Below are 13,798 nucleotides of genomic sequence, written 5' to 3'. Positions count from 1 at the left end.
TAGTATAAATGTGCTAAGGACCTTTTCAAAATCAAAGGTGATAATTCCCATTCGGAAAATTACGCCAAAACTCTACTATTAAATTGAAAAAGTGGTGAACTAAATGAATGAAAAAGTAAAAATAAAAGAGTTTATACAAGTTTTAAAAAGGCGATTCTTAATCATTATACTTACGACAATTTGTACTAACGGGTTCATTATTATTTCATCCATGTACCTTATGAAACCAATCTATCAGTACTCCACCCAAGTTCTTGCCGGATCTTTAGGCGTAGAAAAAGAGGAAAATCCAGTAAATAGAGTGCAAGATAACAAGCAGCTCGCTCTGTCATACATGGATATTATAAAAAGCCCATATATCATGATAGGCGTAAAAAAAGAGTTAAACCTGACTCGTTCAAGCTATGATTTGCTTAAACAGGTTTCCGTTACGAATAGAAATGATTCACAGATTATTACAATTTCAGTGAAAGATTCCAATCCACAATTAGCTAAAAAAATTGCACAATCTGTCGTAAATCAATCCATATCTAAATTTAAAAACTATGCAAATGCAAATCAACTTAATATTCTTAATAATTCCGAGATGACAGAAGAAGCTGAACTACTTTTTCCAAAGCCCAAATTCATTATAGCTATTTCCATCATAATCAGCTTTTTTGCCGGAATTGGCATGGCAATGCTGCGAGAACACTTTGATGATTCCACTTACAACAATCGAGAACTCGAACATCTTGGAATCCCGTTATTAGGAAGGGTGAATTTACATACAAAAAAAAGAAAAAACAAACAAAAAACAGCTTATAAAATCTTACCTTCTATGAAACGAGGTGAACATAATGACCATCAAATTTAAGCGGAAATATTTGTTTAATCCACATGACATCGCCATCAAAGAACGATTTTATAGTATATGTAACCAGATTGAACCGAGCTTTCAAAAGGAAAAGTCAATATTAATGATTACTTCCCTTGCACAAACACAAAAGATGACCAATGCTACTGCTTATTTGGCCCTAGCTTTTTCAGAACAACGAAAACGAGTATTGGTAGTGGATGCGAATCTGCGTCAACCTTCTTTACACCATGTGTTTCATATCGATCATTCATTTGGCCTAAGCAACTTACTTTTAAGAGAGCAAAATAAGGATACTGCAATAGAAATAACGGATTATCTATCTTGTTTATCTACAGGTGAAGACCTTTATGAGCCAATGACATTGTTAACATTAGAGACCTTCCCAATCCTAATTGAGGAGTGGAAAGAGCATTTTGATATCATTCTATTTCACACATCCGATTTCCTAAACACTCCAGATGCACAAATCCTCGCAAAACATTGTGATGGCGTTGTTTTAATGATACAGGAAGGTCGTGATAAGTTCGAAAAAATTGCGAGTGTAAGAAAACAACTCGAACATAGCAAACATGAAATAATCGGTGCAGTCATTATTTCATAAAGGGGGGTAACTTTTGGATCCAAAAATAAAGATTGATAGACAGGTAGAAATACAAGTAAAACCTCTATCAACTTCATCTTACCTTCTTGTTAAACGGCTGGTAGATTTTGTTGTCTCGTTATTCATGCTGTTACTTTTATCACCCATTTTAATTCTTTTTTGCATCCTTATCCCAATTGAATCAACCGGCTCTCCCTTCTTTTATCAATGGCGTCTAGGAAAAGATGGCAGAGGCTTTAAATTAATAAAATTGCGCTCCATGTTTTTAGACGCTGAAAAAAACGGCCCTCAGTGGGCAACTAAAGAGGACCCTAGGGTTACAAGAATAGGTGCGTTTATAAGAAGAACAAGAATTGATGAAATCCCTCAATTTATTAACGTGTTAAAAGGAGATATGTCTCTCATTGGCCCTAGACCTGAAAGAGAATATTTCTATAAAGAGTTTGATAAGTTATTACCTAATTTTAAACATCGTTTACTTGTAACACCTGGAATAACAGGGTTGGCACAAGTAAATGGTGGATATGATTTAACTCCTGAAGAAAAATTAGCATTTGACTTATATTATATCCAGCATCGATCATTCACTATGGAAATCAAGATTTTATGTCAAACATTGGCCATTGTATTTACTGGAAATGGAGCTAGATAAATATTGAAGGGGCGAAGAAAAAATGGAGAAAGTGCTAGTAACGGGGGGCTTCGGATTTATCGGATCCCATATTGTAGAAAAATTAGTTCATCATAATTATGAAGTTGCTGTGTATGATAACTTATCCACCGGATCCATAAATAATGTTCATTCAAAAGGGATCGCTTTCTTTGATAGCGTAGAAGATGAAGGAGCATTAGAAAAAGCGATGAAAACATTTAAGCCTGACTTTGTAATTCATCAAGCTGCACAAATTAGCGTACAAAACTCCGTTTCAAATATAACAAATGATGCAAGAATCAATATAATAGGTTCAACAAATATCATAAAGCTCTCTCAGAAATATGGTGTTAAAAAGATTATATTTGCTTCTTCAGCAGCTGTATATGGCAATTCGAAAATCATGCCTATTCCAGTCTCACACCCTACTCGTCCCTTATCACCTTATGGCGTCTCTAAACAAACAGCAGAGGAATATTTAAAGCTCGCAAAAGAATTATATGATATAGACTATGTCATTCTTCGATACAGCAATGTTTATGGTCCAAGGCAGACTGTAAACGGCGAGGGCGGAGTTATTTCAATTTTCATCAACCATGTAATTCAAAAGGAGCAATCTGTTATTTACGGGGATGGCTTACAAACAAGAGATTTTATCTATGTAGACGATGTAGCAAGCGCCAATCTTCAAGCATTGAAATATAATGGGAGCGGTACTTTCAATATATCATCATCCACTTGTACAAGTATCAATGAAGTATTCTCGATGATTCAATCAATTGGAAAACAAAATGTATCCCCCATTTATCAACCTGCAAAAGATGGTGATCTCAAAGAAAGCTTGCTCTGCAATAAAAAGAGCATTCAAAAATTAGACTGGCAACCTATATATTCATTGGAAAAGGGTCTTGCGAATACATATGATTATTACCTTAAGCAAAAAGACCCTATTTTATCTAGTGGAAAAGAACCTACATCTGTACTTAAGTAACTTTACAGTTGTAAATTGGGAGAGAAATAAGTGAATAAGAAAACAAACTCAATTATTAAAAATATATTCCACTTACTTTACAGTACAATTTTAGCTAATGTTTTAAATGCAAGTACGCTCATACTGTTGGCAAATTACTTTAACTCAAAGAACTATGGAATATTTAGTGTAGCACTAGCTCTTTCCATGGTCATGCATTTTTTTACAGATTTAGGAGTTAGTAATACGTTCCTTCGTGACGGATCAAAACAGGAAAACCTCCATGCTACATTTTTTTCTTATATAAAAGTTCGAGTAGTATGTTTACTGTTAACATTTATTATTTTTTCTTTCGGTATCCATATCTTTTACCATGAACAACAAATTCTTTATATGATGTATAGTTTAATGATTCCTTTAATCATCGGACTCGTGCTGCAAAGCATCGGAATAACCTACTTTCAATTAGCTGAAAGAATGCAATTTATCGCATCTATAAAAATCTTCTCATCCATTATCTTAGTCATATTTACCATCTTGTGCATAAGCTTCAAGGTGGATATACATGTAACAGCTTTTTTATATGGTTTTTCTTATTTAGTCGGTGGGATTTACTGTCTGTATTTACTCAGAAAAAACATGGAATTTCAATGGAAAGTCCCTTTTCAAAAAAAATTACTGATCCATATTAGTCCTTTCTTAATGAGTGGGTTATTTATTATCTTAACTCCGCAACTAGGTCCATTAGTATTAGAAAAAACACTTCCCTTAGGACTTGTTGGGCTCTTTGCAGTAGCTTACCGGATCCCCTCAGCCCTCTATCAAATTCCAGGGGTTATTGCAGGTGCATTTTTCCCACTGTTATTTAAACATTATAGTCATGGGGAGGTGAAGAAACATACAGAACTAAATATCCTGCAAATGAAATTTATGTCCTTGATTGGGATGTGCATGACAATATCTCTATTCTATTTATCTCCCTATTTAATCACGATTTTATTTGGAGATAAATGGGGATCTGCGGTTCAACCGTTAAAAATATTGTCCTTTATTATTGTCTTACAAGGATTTAACATCGCCATAGCTGATGGTCTCACAACAAGAGGACTGCAAAACCGCCGTACTATTGTTCAGTTTATAACCATCTCTATTGGCTTAGTGTCTTTTTATTATCTGAGTCTTACTTATGCAATAGCGGGAGCAGCTTTTTCTGTTTTAACGATGGAAATCGTATCATTGATTGGTTATATATTAGCTAATCCAATCAGAAGAGCAGTATTAAATAAAGTCATTATTCCATATGGAACCTACTTTTCGATAAGTTTTATCCTATTACACTACTTATTATATAAGTTTCCTTTTATAGCCATGTTCTCTACCATTATCTTAATGTCTACGATGGTTTTACTATTTGATCGAACAATCCGGGACTTGATTGAAGATTTTATAAGAAAGAAAAAACAACAGAATATCAATCATTTAAAAGACGGGGGACAACGGGAGAATGGAAAGATTACAAATTAAAAGAAATACTTCTACTTTAGAAGTTTTTCTTTTGTTATTTTTTATTACACTTAGTAAATATAATTTGTCCATCGGTTTTTCATTAAAAATTTACATGATTTTTCTAGCCATTTTTTTCTGTATTTACTTTCGAAACTTTTACTTTCGCCCTCTTTATCATTATGAAATTTTATTGCTTTTATTTTATTTTACCTATTGCCTAAGCGGTGCTTTTTCACAGTATCCTGAATCAAGTATTCGCGTCATTCTAGGAGTAATCCTTGTCCTTATTTGCTACTTCATTATGAGATATATGATGGAGCAAGCTTCAATTCGTGCTATTGAATCTTCCATTGCAAATGTCGGGATACTATTTAACATTACGAGTTTGTTATTGTACATAATTGGACTGCAGATAACCGGAGGATCCCCAACAGGCGTTGAGATTACCTCTTACGGATTACTATTAGATAGGGATTATCCAAGATTAATTGGACTACTTGATGACCCAAACATCTTCATTTTTTATAATACATTATTTTTTTGTTTTTACTTAACACACTTAAAAGGATTTAAAAACTCATTTGGATTCATCTTATGTATTATTACCAACCTTCTTACTTTTTCCAGGGGCGGTATTGTCGCCCTAATACTCGTTATCATTTTATATATACTGTTAGCGGATTTTCTAAAAAAGGTAAAAATGATACTTGTTGCTCTGTTATGTCTAGTTGCCATCTACGTCGCATGTTCTTTTATGCAAATCGATTTGAATCAGATTATTTCCAGCCGTATCAATGACTTTTCTTCTGATAACGGAAGTGGTCGATTTGAATTATGGAAACAGGCGATTCACTATTTTATGTCTCATCCCCTTTTGGGAATCGGCGCCTTTAATTTTTCGGATTATTATGCATTTGAACATAATGAAAGACTATATGTTCATAATACATATCTAGAAATCTTAGTAGAGGCAGGAATTATTGGCTTTCTTTTTTACCTTTCTTTTTTATTCCTGTTCCTAATCAAGATCTTTAAAACGAAATTGCATCGTGAAAAACCGTTTATTATTCTTACACTTTTCGCTTTTTTATTACAGATGATATCCCTTTCTCTCATGATTAATGAAGCACTTTTCTCCTTTTTAGCAATTGCTTTAAAATATATTTCTGTATATGAAAGAAAAGAGGCTGGTTTTTATGATATACACACAAAAAAATAATGAATCATTGGTTTCTGTTATCACTCCCTCTTATAACAGCTCTCCTTTTATAAAAGAAACCATTGAATCCGTTCAGACTCAATCATATGCTAACTGGGAAATGATTATCGTTGATGACCAGTCAAAAGATGACTCAGTCCATGTCATCAAACAATATATAAAAAAAGACCCACGAATTAAACTTATTACTTTAGATCAAAATGCTGGTGCTGCTAGGGCTAGAAATATAGCATTAAAAGAAGCTCAAGGAGATTATATCGCCTTTCTAGACAGCGATGATCTCTGGTTACCTACCAAACTAGAAGAACAAGTCGCTTTTATGCAAAAAGATAATCTTGCTTTTTCTTTTACCTCTTACTCTTTAATTGACGAACAAGGAAATTCTATGAATATTAAAATTCATGCACCGAAAGTTGTAGATTATAAATATCTGCTAGGAAATACAACGATTGGCTGTTTAACAGTGATGTTAGATAGGCATCAATTTAAACAAATTGAAATGCCCATTATCCAACCTGAAGATACTGCTCTATGGTTAATATTATTACGGCTAGGATATCAAGCCCATGGTTTACAAAAGATTTTATCTAACTACCGCATTGTAAGTAATTCTACTTCAAGGAATAAATTAAAAGCTGCCTACCGATATTGGAAACTGTTACGAAACCAAGAAAAATTAAACTTTGTAAAAGCTAACTTTTATTTTAGTCAATATGCCTATCATGCATATAAAAAAAACAGAGGAAATCAACCTACTTCTATGTCCAGTGGGAGGAAATAAAAAATGAGCAATATTCTACTATTAACCGACAAACTCATAACAGGTGGCGCTGAGATGTATTTTTGCAAATTAGAAAACCATCTCAAAGATGAAAACATGACGTTTTATTCAGCAGCTGCCACAGGTGAGTTGTATAATCAAATCCATAATAAACATCATTTTATTCCTTTACATCTTAACAATCACCCTGCTAACCTCTATACATTACGTAAACAAGTGATGAAATTGGACATTAATGTGATCCATGCAAATAGTCTTAGAATGTTACTGTATTCCATCGTAATAAAAAAAATCACGGGAAGAAAAATGAAGCTAGTTTATACAAAACATAATGTTACAATACTCGAAAAAAAGTTCCCTGCGCTATTTAAAAAAGTGTTAAATCAACATGTGAATCGAATTATCGCAGTGAGTAACTTCGAGAAGGAGAGATTACTGCAATTTGGTATAAGAAAAGACCTTATTCGAACGATTTACAATGGTGTTGATATAAAACACTTTTCTTTTCAACAAATACAACCTAAAGAAACCCTCAATATTGGAATTTTAGCCCGATTATCAAAAGAGAAAAACCACGAACTTTTTTTAAAAATTGCAAATGAGTTAAAAGATATAGGGAACGTAATGTTTTATATTGCTGGAGATGGACCTGAACGAGACTTTATCGAAAGAATGATTCGTGATTTCAAGTTAAATCATAAGGTGAAGCTTTTAGGGAATACATCTAATCCTTATGAATTTATTTGCAGTATGGACATGTTGCTTCTAACGTCCCTAAGAGAAGTATTTCCGATGGTAGTCCTTGAAGCAATGGCTTCTGGAACCCCTATTATTTCTGTAGATGTTGGTGGTATCAAAGAGGCGATTATAGATGAGGAAACCGGCATTCTCATTTCCCATCACTCTGAAAAAGAATTCGCCAAAAAAATTCAGTTACTTCATAACAATCAAGACTTAAGAAAGAGTTTAGGAAAAGCGGCAAGAGAAAAAGTAGAAACATCCTTTTCCCTCTCAAACATGATTCATTCTACACTCGAAACATATCAATATTAAAAAAACAAACGAAATCATCGTTTGTTTTTTTAATATTGATATGCATTTTCTAAAACATGCATATTATATAATATTCCACTATATAAGGAGTGTTATAAATTGACAGAACCTCTTAACTTTGCTGAAGACTGCCAAAATCAAAGTATTGTTCATATTGATTGTTTTGGTGCCAGTCCAGATTTACCAAATAATTCCCAAGCTATTCAAGAAGCCATTGATTATTGCGTGACCAACAATTATTCCAAAGTTGTTATCACCGGGAAGAAACAATACACCATATCCTCTCCTATTGTTATGAAATCGAATGTACACCTTGAAATGGATCCCACTGTAACATTAATCGTCAAAGGGAATTTCCAAGTGTTCGAGCTTCAAAAAAACTCTTCAATCTCTGGTGGTTCAATTGAAATCGTGGATAATAGCTTTAACTCATCCGTTCTTTTTCTTTCCGGTGCCCAGCAAATAGAAATTCATAATCACACTTCTATATCAAATTTGAATATCATAAACCGTACAACCACTTACCAAGGTATCGCAATTCATTTCTCTTGCACAAAAGCATGGGATTTCATAAGTTTCGTTAAGGCACACTCAATCCAAATCACAAACTTTCATACGGCTATCTATTTAAAAACAGAAAAGCTCGAGGATATAAACAATCCTTGCTGGATTAATGCAAACTCCTTCCATTCTATTTTCATAGATGGTTGTCAGTACGGTATCGAGATTGTAGGAAATGGTGAATTACCTTACGAAATTTCTGGGAACACCTTTACCGGAATCCAAGTACAATGCCGGAAACAAACAAAGAAAGTAATCCGATGCTCCGGTGCCTATAATATGTTTGATGGAGTAATATGGGACGTCTTTCGTATGGATACTCCTCCTCTCGTTATCGAATTTTCTTCCACTTCTCATCATAACTATCTATTCTCAAATCAAGCCTCCACATCTATTCTTGATCGTGGCCTATACAACCATTTTACCTCACCACATGAAGAATCTCTTCCTATATACCCTCCCCTTGCATTAGGAAAAGCACATCTAGTTGGAAATCAAGATGATATCTTAGTAAACGCAAATACCCGCTATACAATACGCCAACTTTCTGGAAAAGCCCCTTATGGGGGACATATTAATAATTGTTTTAACCTACTCGATGAACAAAGTGTGAATTACCTAGATGTTCCTAGCACTCAACCAATTGTAATCGAGTTAGATTTTTTCAAGCAGCCTATTAAAATGCTGAATTGTATTGGTATCTATTTTGGATGGAATGAAAGTCCAAGTCGTATTTTAATCGAATATCAGCGGAGCCTAAACGGACCATGGGAGGTTGCTAAAGATCTCCAGTTTAATGTTGGAAACACCGTAATTTCAGACGTAAGAGCAACTACGTTGTATAAAGTTAAACTAACACTAAGCGGATATACACAAGATCACAAGAGATTTCGTATAAATCGAATATTCGCAAAATCATCTTTACAGCATGGCTCCTCATGGTTTCCAACTACTGGCGGCACATTATATGGAGATTTAGAATTTCAAAAAGGGAATGCCGTGACGTTGACCTCCCCGAACGGAACAAAATGGAAATTGAGTATAAATGATCAAGGGCAAATTAACACGTCTAAACTATAAGAATACAACAAACTAAGATTCACCTTCTGCCACTTAGAGGATTCGAAAACGCTCCACTTTATATCATCATGCCCCATTCAACTTATACGTCATAATTGCCTCATAGGGGGCTCGCAATGTCCAATTGAGAGAACATTACAATTACTGTTTCACTTTATTTGCTTGTCCCCTATCAGAGGTTCTGCTCGTAGGCACAGAAGAAAGATCAATAGTCGTATCCATACTCTTATCCGTAAGCTCAATAATAGCATTCTCATGCTTGATCTGGTTCAAATCCCACACCATCCCATGAAACTCATTGTGTTGTCCGCTCACCTTCAAAACACTTTTTGTTTTACTTGAAGGTTGTATCTGTAAATTAGTAAATTGATTCCCACTCGCCTCATTCGGTATCGTTGAATGACTATCCATGTAAATCATGTTTACACAATCCTCTAAAGAGAAATTCAAAAACCGGTTCGCATTTATCCAAGCATCTCCAGAATTCGGTCTATCTACTTTTAACTTTACTCCATTCTTCATTCCTACTACCTTAACGTTTTCAAAATTAACAAAAGAAATCTCATGTTCTCTTCCACCAGCGTATAACGATATACCTGTTCCCTTGTTCGTTTCAGACCAATTGATAATATTTATATCCTTTATATATGTTTTGTTCCAAGTGTTATAATATTTGTGTTTACCATCTAAATAGATTACTTCCGAGTTAAAATTCGCATCATCAATGGCAATATAGGCCCCTTCAATTGAAGCATTCTTCTCTATTTCAATCACTCTGAAGTTACCATCAACAATGAACTGCGTTCCATACCCGAATAATAACTTAACACCTTGCTTCACAACGATAGGTGAAGTAATCTTGTACTTTTTGTCATCAAGCAAAACAGTCTTTATTTTATTATCCTTTGCTTTATTAATCGCTGATTGAATTTTATCAGAATCATTTGTCCCTTTAAAATCCTCAACGTATACCTTCTCTTTTCGATCTGAATTAGAATGATTCTGATAGTAAAGAACAAAAATAACGAGTGCTATACCTAAGAAGATTAAACCAATCATTTTTTTCATCGTACTCATCCTCATATTTAGTTTCCTCTCTTCGGTTCGTTATATATGAATACCCTATTGTTGCCTTTAAATACTAATACTTTCATGAAAGAAGATTAAAAGATTAAAAGACTACCATACATTCCTTAAGAACCGATATAATCTCCCCTAAGCAAGAAAAGTATAAAAAACTCCTTTGAATAAGGCTGTTTTAATCTTTATTGATAGGGGATATTTTACTAAAAAGAGACTAATTGGATTTTATAACATTTTTTACAACCCTTACCTCTTTTATTTTCGTGCAGATAGATATTTTTTGCAAGCAAAAGGTGTATTTCTTTTCCTTACAGATTCACCTCTGAATTATCAACAAACATTACATAATTTAAGAAAATCTTAAGATAGATACTGTAGGCTTAGTATATGAATGATTACACAAGGTATATCCATTGGAGGAAGCACGAATGAATCAAGAGAAAGAACAGAAGTCACATTACATGCGATTTTATACATTAAGAGATAACCGTATCATATCTGTTAAAGTTAAACCTGGGCAAACATTTAAAAAGGAAATGCTATCACTTGGATTAACACCCAATGATATTATTCAAATCCAGCTCAAACCAATAGAAGAAGATTCTGTGCGTTAGAGAGATAGAAGAAGCTGATCTATATTGTTTGATTTAAAAATTTCATTTATATATACATTGCCTAGAGTAGCTAAATCAATGTTTTTTCATGTTGCCCCTTGCTTAACATATGTTTTCGTTACGATGTTGGCGATACCCCATATTAGTTCAAAGCTTGAATCTTTTAACGTTATTAGAAACAGGTTAGTTTATTATCTATCTCCTTTATAAGTTTTTTCATGTAATTAAAACGATCATTTGGAAAAGAGAAGCTGATTTTTCCATTCCTCTCTAGAGGGATTTTAGCAAGATACATAGGTATATCTGGATTTGGATAAAGGAGCTTAAACTCCTTCGGGTGATGCATTATTTCATACTCAATTGCATAAGTATTCCATTAAAAACTATTATAGAAACAATAAAAAACACCTTACATGTTGTAAGGTGTACTATAGGTTTCACAATAAATACCTGATTTATCAACCGCCAGTATGTCCATCTGAATATAATACTGTTTCTTCAGTAGCTGCTGCTTCTTTTGTGGTATCGTTAATGTCTAACGTAAGAGTAAACACTGTAATAATTCCCATTAAAGTTAAAAGTGTTTTTTTCATTTTATCACCCCCGAATCATGAATGTTTTTTACTTGCTTGCGAACTGAGATAAAAATACTTACTTGCTTTTACATGATTATCTTCTTGGTAAAACTTAATTGCTAATAGTTCGCTATACTCATTTATGTATTCGTATAGGAATTCTCTTTCAAAATATACCATTCCTGCTTGTACTATTCCTTCTAATTGTTCCCCTGGCAAATCATTGTTTATTGCTAGTAAAATATTAAAACGGTGCTTATACTCTTCGTTTTTTAATTCCAGACTAATTTCTAACCCTTGGTTTAGAAGTTCTAACGCTTTTTCCCTATTACCTGTTTTGGCATGTTCGCATGCTTCAAGTAATATCGCCCGATAGTTCTTAGGTATTTTATTAGTTACTTCGGATAAATACCGAATTGCTAAGTCCGATAAATTTTGTTTAGCATACATAAATCCTAGATTATGTCGAACATATAAAGTAGCTTGTTCCTCTTGTTGTTTTTGGAATATATCCATTGCAGAAATTAAATATTCCTCTGCTAATTCGTATTCCTTTAAATGTATACAAACCAACCCTGAAACGTTTTTACAGTATCCAATATTCAATTCATAACCTCGATGTTTAGAAAAGATATCTTTAGCCTTAGATGCTTGTTTTAAAGCTAAAACATATTGTTGGTTATGGCAACTGAAAGTAGAGAGCTTAAAGTAGAATTCTGCATGTTCTAATTCATCCGAAATATGCTGCAATTTCTTTTCTGCTTCCTCATATTGATTTTTAGCCAAATTATATTCACCAGTCATAGTTAAATGCATTGCTTTAAAAAAGTGATAGTAATACGATAATAGAACATCAGTTGGTTTTCCGAACTCTTCTATTTTATTAAAACTATCTTTCCCGATACTCAAACTATCTATTAAATACTGAAATCTAAACTGTAATAAAGCATAATGTAGATGCACATTTTGATCATTATTTACATCATGAATATACTTTTCAATTTCACTTTTTAATTCACGAGATTTTTCTATATTTCTTTTACGGATTTCGTGATGCCAATTATTTAACATTTGTGTAACTCTTTCATTTTCTTTTAATTGAATATTCATTTCGTGGCCCCCTTTATCTACAACTAAGTTTTACCTTCATCCTAGCATATTTTGTATATACAGGATGTTGAGAAAATTCATCTTCTAGACTTTTATTTCCAACATATAACTATAACGTTTCATACTTTTAAAAAGGAGGTCAATTGCAGCAGATGAAGATTATTTTAGTTGTAGAACTCACCAAGTTATTTTGAACCCTCCTCCACAAAAACAACAATTTTTATGGTAATATTTTCAATGTATAATTATGGTATTGTTTATTTTTCACAAAAAAAGACGGAGGAGTTTTTAATGAAAAAAATCATATTAGGGGCACTAACAACTTCCTTTTTATTAGCTGGATGTAATAATTCTACTGAAAGTAAACCAGTCGATACAAAAAAGAATGCGGCAGAAGAAACAACGAAATCTACAAAAAATGAGGATAAACAGGATACAAATCCGAAAAAAACTGAAGAAGTTTTATCACCTACTAATCAGAGTACAAAAGATTCCATCACACCATTATTAGTAGAATCAGAAACAACTGCTGATATTATGACAATACAAATGCAAGAAGATAAGAAACAAAAATTTGAGGAAATTACTAAAAAAACGCAAGCGAGTATTCAGAAAAATCATGATTGGTACATGGAATATTTAAAAACTGTACAACCTGGAGAAAGATTACCGTACCATGAAAATATGGGAATTACACAAGAAGAATATGAATTCTTCTTATCATCTGATCAATATATGAAACTTGTTAAAGAACAAGAAGGAAAAATTCACTTCAAAAAGATCAGTGACAATGTATACGAGATTCAAACGAGTTCTCCAATCAAATTATTAAACAAAGTTCAAATTGATTTTGCTAGCAATACATTAAAAACAGAGTTTGGTACACTAAATTACGATGATAAAATCCTAGCTGACGATGGTCAAAAAATAACTGGAAGATGGAATGGTGAACAGTGGCGACTAAGCAATGATAACATGAATGTAAAGTATGCAATTGGTCAGCTGGAAGACTCGAAGAAAACAATTATTTACATAACAGCAAAAAGGCTTTTAAATGGTCAAGCAACCACTCAAGAGCAAGTGATTGAATTTAAAGCACAATAATTTATAAGATAAAAAGGATAGATAGTTCTA

At 33.2% G+C, this 13,798-nt stretch carries 14 protein-coding genes; 11 read left to right on the top strand and 3 right to left on the bottom strand.

The features are described 5' to 3' along the window. The first annotated feature begins 103 nt into the window (after positions 1 to 103). From AC1M36_RS11250 to AC1M36_RS11210, 9 genes are all read left to right on the top strand, one after another. Complete coding sequence (locus AC1M36_RS11250) at positions 104 to 856, top strand: YveK family protein (RefSeq protein ID WP_431613054.1); 753 nt, start codon at positions 104 to 106, stop codon at positions 854 to 856. Further along, positions 840 to 1,460, top strand: a complete 621-nt coding sequence (locus AC1M36_RS11245; RefSeq protein WP_479845877.1) for a CpsD/CapB family tyrosine-protein kinase — start codon at positions 840 to 842, stop codon at positions 1,458 to 1,460. Before AC1M36_RS11250 ends, AC1M36_RS11245 begins: the two co-directional genes overlap by 17 nt. 13 nt (positions 1,461 to 1,473) lie before the next feature. Next, the gene (locus AC1M36_RS11240) at positions 1,474 to 2,112 is read left to right on the top strand and encodes a sugar transferase (protein WP_336450814.1); all 639 of its coding nucleotides are present in this window, start codon (positions 1,474 to 1,476) and stop codon (positions 2,110 to 2,112) included. A 22-nt stretch (positions 2,113 to 2,134) separates the two neighbouring features. Then, on the top strand, positions 2,135 to 3,103 hold the full coding sequence (locus AC1M36_RS11235; RefSeq protein WP_479845876.1) for an NAD-dependent epimerase/dehydratase family protein: 969 nt from the start codon (positions 2,135 to 2,137) through the stop codon (positions 3,101 to 3,103). Positions 3,104 to 3,133: 30 nt separating this feature from the next. Beyond that, a complete protein-coding gene (locus AC1M36_RS11230) occupies positions 3,134 to 4,606 on the top strand; it encodes an oligosaccharide flippase family protein (RefSeq protein ID WP_479845875.1) in 1,473 nt (490 codons plus the stop codon). Continuing rightward, a complete protein-coding gene (locus AC1M36_RS11225; RefSeq protein WP_479845874.1) occupies positions 4,587 to 5,807 on the top strand; it encodes an O-antigen ligase family protein in 1,221 nt (406 codons plus the stop codon). Before AC1M36_RS11230 ends, AC1M36_RS11225 begins: the two co-directional genes overlap by 20 nt. Further along, positions 5,785 to 6,588 carry a glycosyltransferase family 2 protein gene (locus AC1M36_RS11220; protein ID WP_336450810.1) on the top strand — a complete coding sequence of 268 codons (804 nt, stop codon included), beginning with the start codon at positions 5,785 to 5,787 and terminating at the stop codon, positions 6,586 to 6,588. Before AC1M36_RS11225 ends, AC1M36_RS11220 begins: the two co-directional genes overlap by 23 nt. Positions 6,589 to 6,591: 3 nt before the next feature. Then, the gene (locus AC1M36_RS11215; protein ID WP_336450809.1) at positions 6,592 to 7,641 is read left to right on the top strand and encodes a glycosyltransferase family 4 protein; all 1,050 of its coding nucleotides are present in this window, start codon (positions 6,592 to 6,594) and stop codon (positions 7,639 to 7,641) included. A 99-nt stretch (positions 7,642 to 7,740) separates the two neighbouring features. Further along, positions 7,741 to 9,282, top strand: coding sequence for a hypothetical protein (locus AC1M36_RS11210; RefSeq protein ID WP_336450808.1), 1,542 nt, complete (start codon positions 7,741 to 7,743; stop codon positions 9,280 to 9,282). A gap of 141 nt (positions 9,283 to 9,423) precedes the next feature. On the opposite strand, the gene AC1M36_RS11205 is transcribed toward AC1M36_RS11210, so the two are convergent. Beyond that, entirely contained in the window at positions 9,424 to 10,350 is a 927-nt protein-coding gene (locus AC1M36_RS11205) for a hypothetical protein (RefSeq protein WP_479845873.1), read from the bottom strand. 443 nt (positions 10,351 to 10,793) lie between these two features. Between AC1M36_RS11205 and AC1M36_RS11200 the strand changes: the two genes are divergently transcribed. After that, on the top strand, positions 10,794 to 10,979 hold the full coding sequence (locus tag AC1M36_RS11200) for a hypothetical protein (RefSeq protein ID WP_479845872.1): 186 nt from the start codon (positions 10,794 to 10,796) through the stop codon (positions 10,977 to 10,979). Between the two features lie 458 nt (positions 10,980 to 11,437). On the opposite strand, the gene AC1M36_RS11195 is transcribed toward AC1M36_RS11200, so the two are convergent. Both AC1M36_RS11195 and AC1M36_RS11190 read right to left on the bottom strand, forming a co-directional pair. Then, positions 11,438 to 11,572: a hypothetical protein gene (locus AC1M36_RS11195; protein ID WP_479845871.1), complete on the bottom strand. Its 135-nt coding sequence runs from the start codon at positions 11,570 to 11,572 to the stop codon at positions 11,438 to 11,440. A 15-nt stretch (positions 11,573 to 11,587) separates the two neighbouring features. Beyond that, the gene (locus AC1M36_RS11190) at positions 11,588 to 12,664 is read right to left on the bottom strand and encodes a response regulator aspartate phosphatase (protein WP_479845870.1); all 1,077 of its coding nucleotides are present in this window, start codon (positions 12,662 to 12,664) and stop codon (positions 11,588 to 11,590) included. 291 nt (positions 12,665 to 12,955) lie between these two features. On the opposite strand from AC1M36_RS11190, the gene AC1M36_RS11185 reads away from it, so the two are divergent. Then, a complete protein-coding gene (locus tag AC1M36_RS11185) occupies positions 12,956 to 13,768 on the top strand; it encodes a hypothetical protein (RefSeq protein ID WP_479845869.1) in 813 nt (270 codons plus the stop codon). Positions 13,769 to 13,798: the final 30 nt, after the last annotated feature.

This window comes from Bacillus sp. Medicinal_06 (genome assembly GCF_056711665.1).
The sequence above is the reverse complement of the archived record's forward strand: the minus strand, read 5'-3'. Positions and strand labels throughout refer to the sequence as shown.

Excerpts from the sequence above, each read along its gene's own strand:
- AC1M36_RS11250 (WP_431613054.1), top strand. The coding sequence starts at position 104 with ATGAATGAAAAAGTAAAAATAAAAGAGTTTATACAAGTTTTAAAAAGG.
- AC1M36_RS11245 (WP_479845877.1), top strand. The coding sequence starts at position 840 with ATGACCATCAAATTTAAGCGGAAATATTTGTTTAATCCACATGACATC.
- AC1M36_RS11235 (WP_479845876.1), top strand. The coding sequence starts at position 2,135 with ATGGAGAAAGTGCTAGTAACGGGGGGCTTCGGATTTATCGGATCCCAT.
- AC1M36_RS11225 (WP_479845874.1), top strand. The coding sequence starts at position 4,587 with ATGGAAAGATTACAAATTAAAAGAAATACTTCTACTTTAGAAGTTTTT.
- AC1M36_RS11220 (WP_336450810.1), top strand. The coding sequence starts at position 5,785 with ATGATATACACACAAAAAAATAATGAATCATTGGTTTCTGTTATCACT.
- AC1M36_RS11215 (WP_336450809.1), top strand. The coding sequence starts at position 6,592 with ATGAGCAATATTCTACTATTAACCGACAAACTCATAACAGGTGGCGCT.
- AC1M36_RS11205 (WP_479845873.1), bottom strand. The coding sequence starts at position 10,350 with ATGAAAAAAATGATTGGTTTAATCTTCTTAGGTATAGCACTCGTTATT.
- AC1M36_RS11200 (WP_479845872.1), top strand. The coding sequence starts at position 10,794 with ATGAATCAAGAGAAAGAACAGAAGTCACATTACATGCGATTTTATACA.
- AC1M36_RS11195 (WP_479845871.1), bottom strand. The coding sequence starts at position 11,572 with ATGAAAAAAACACTTTTAACTTTAATGGGAATTATTACAGTGTTTACT.
- AC1M36_RS11190 (WP_479845870.1), bottom strand. The coding sequence starts at position 12,664 with ATGAATATTCAATTAAAAGAAAATGAAAGAGTTACACAAATGTTAAAT.
- AC1M36_RS11185 (WP_479845869.1), top strand. The coding sequence starts at position 12,956 with ATGAAAAAAATCATATTAGGGGCACTAACAACTTCCTTTTTATTAGCT.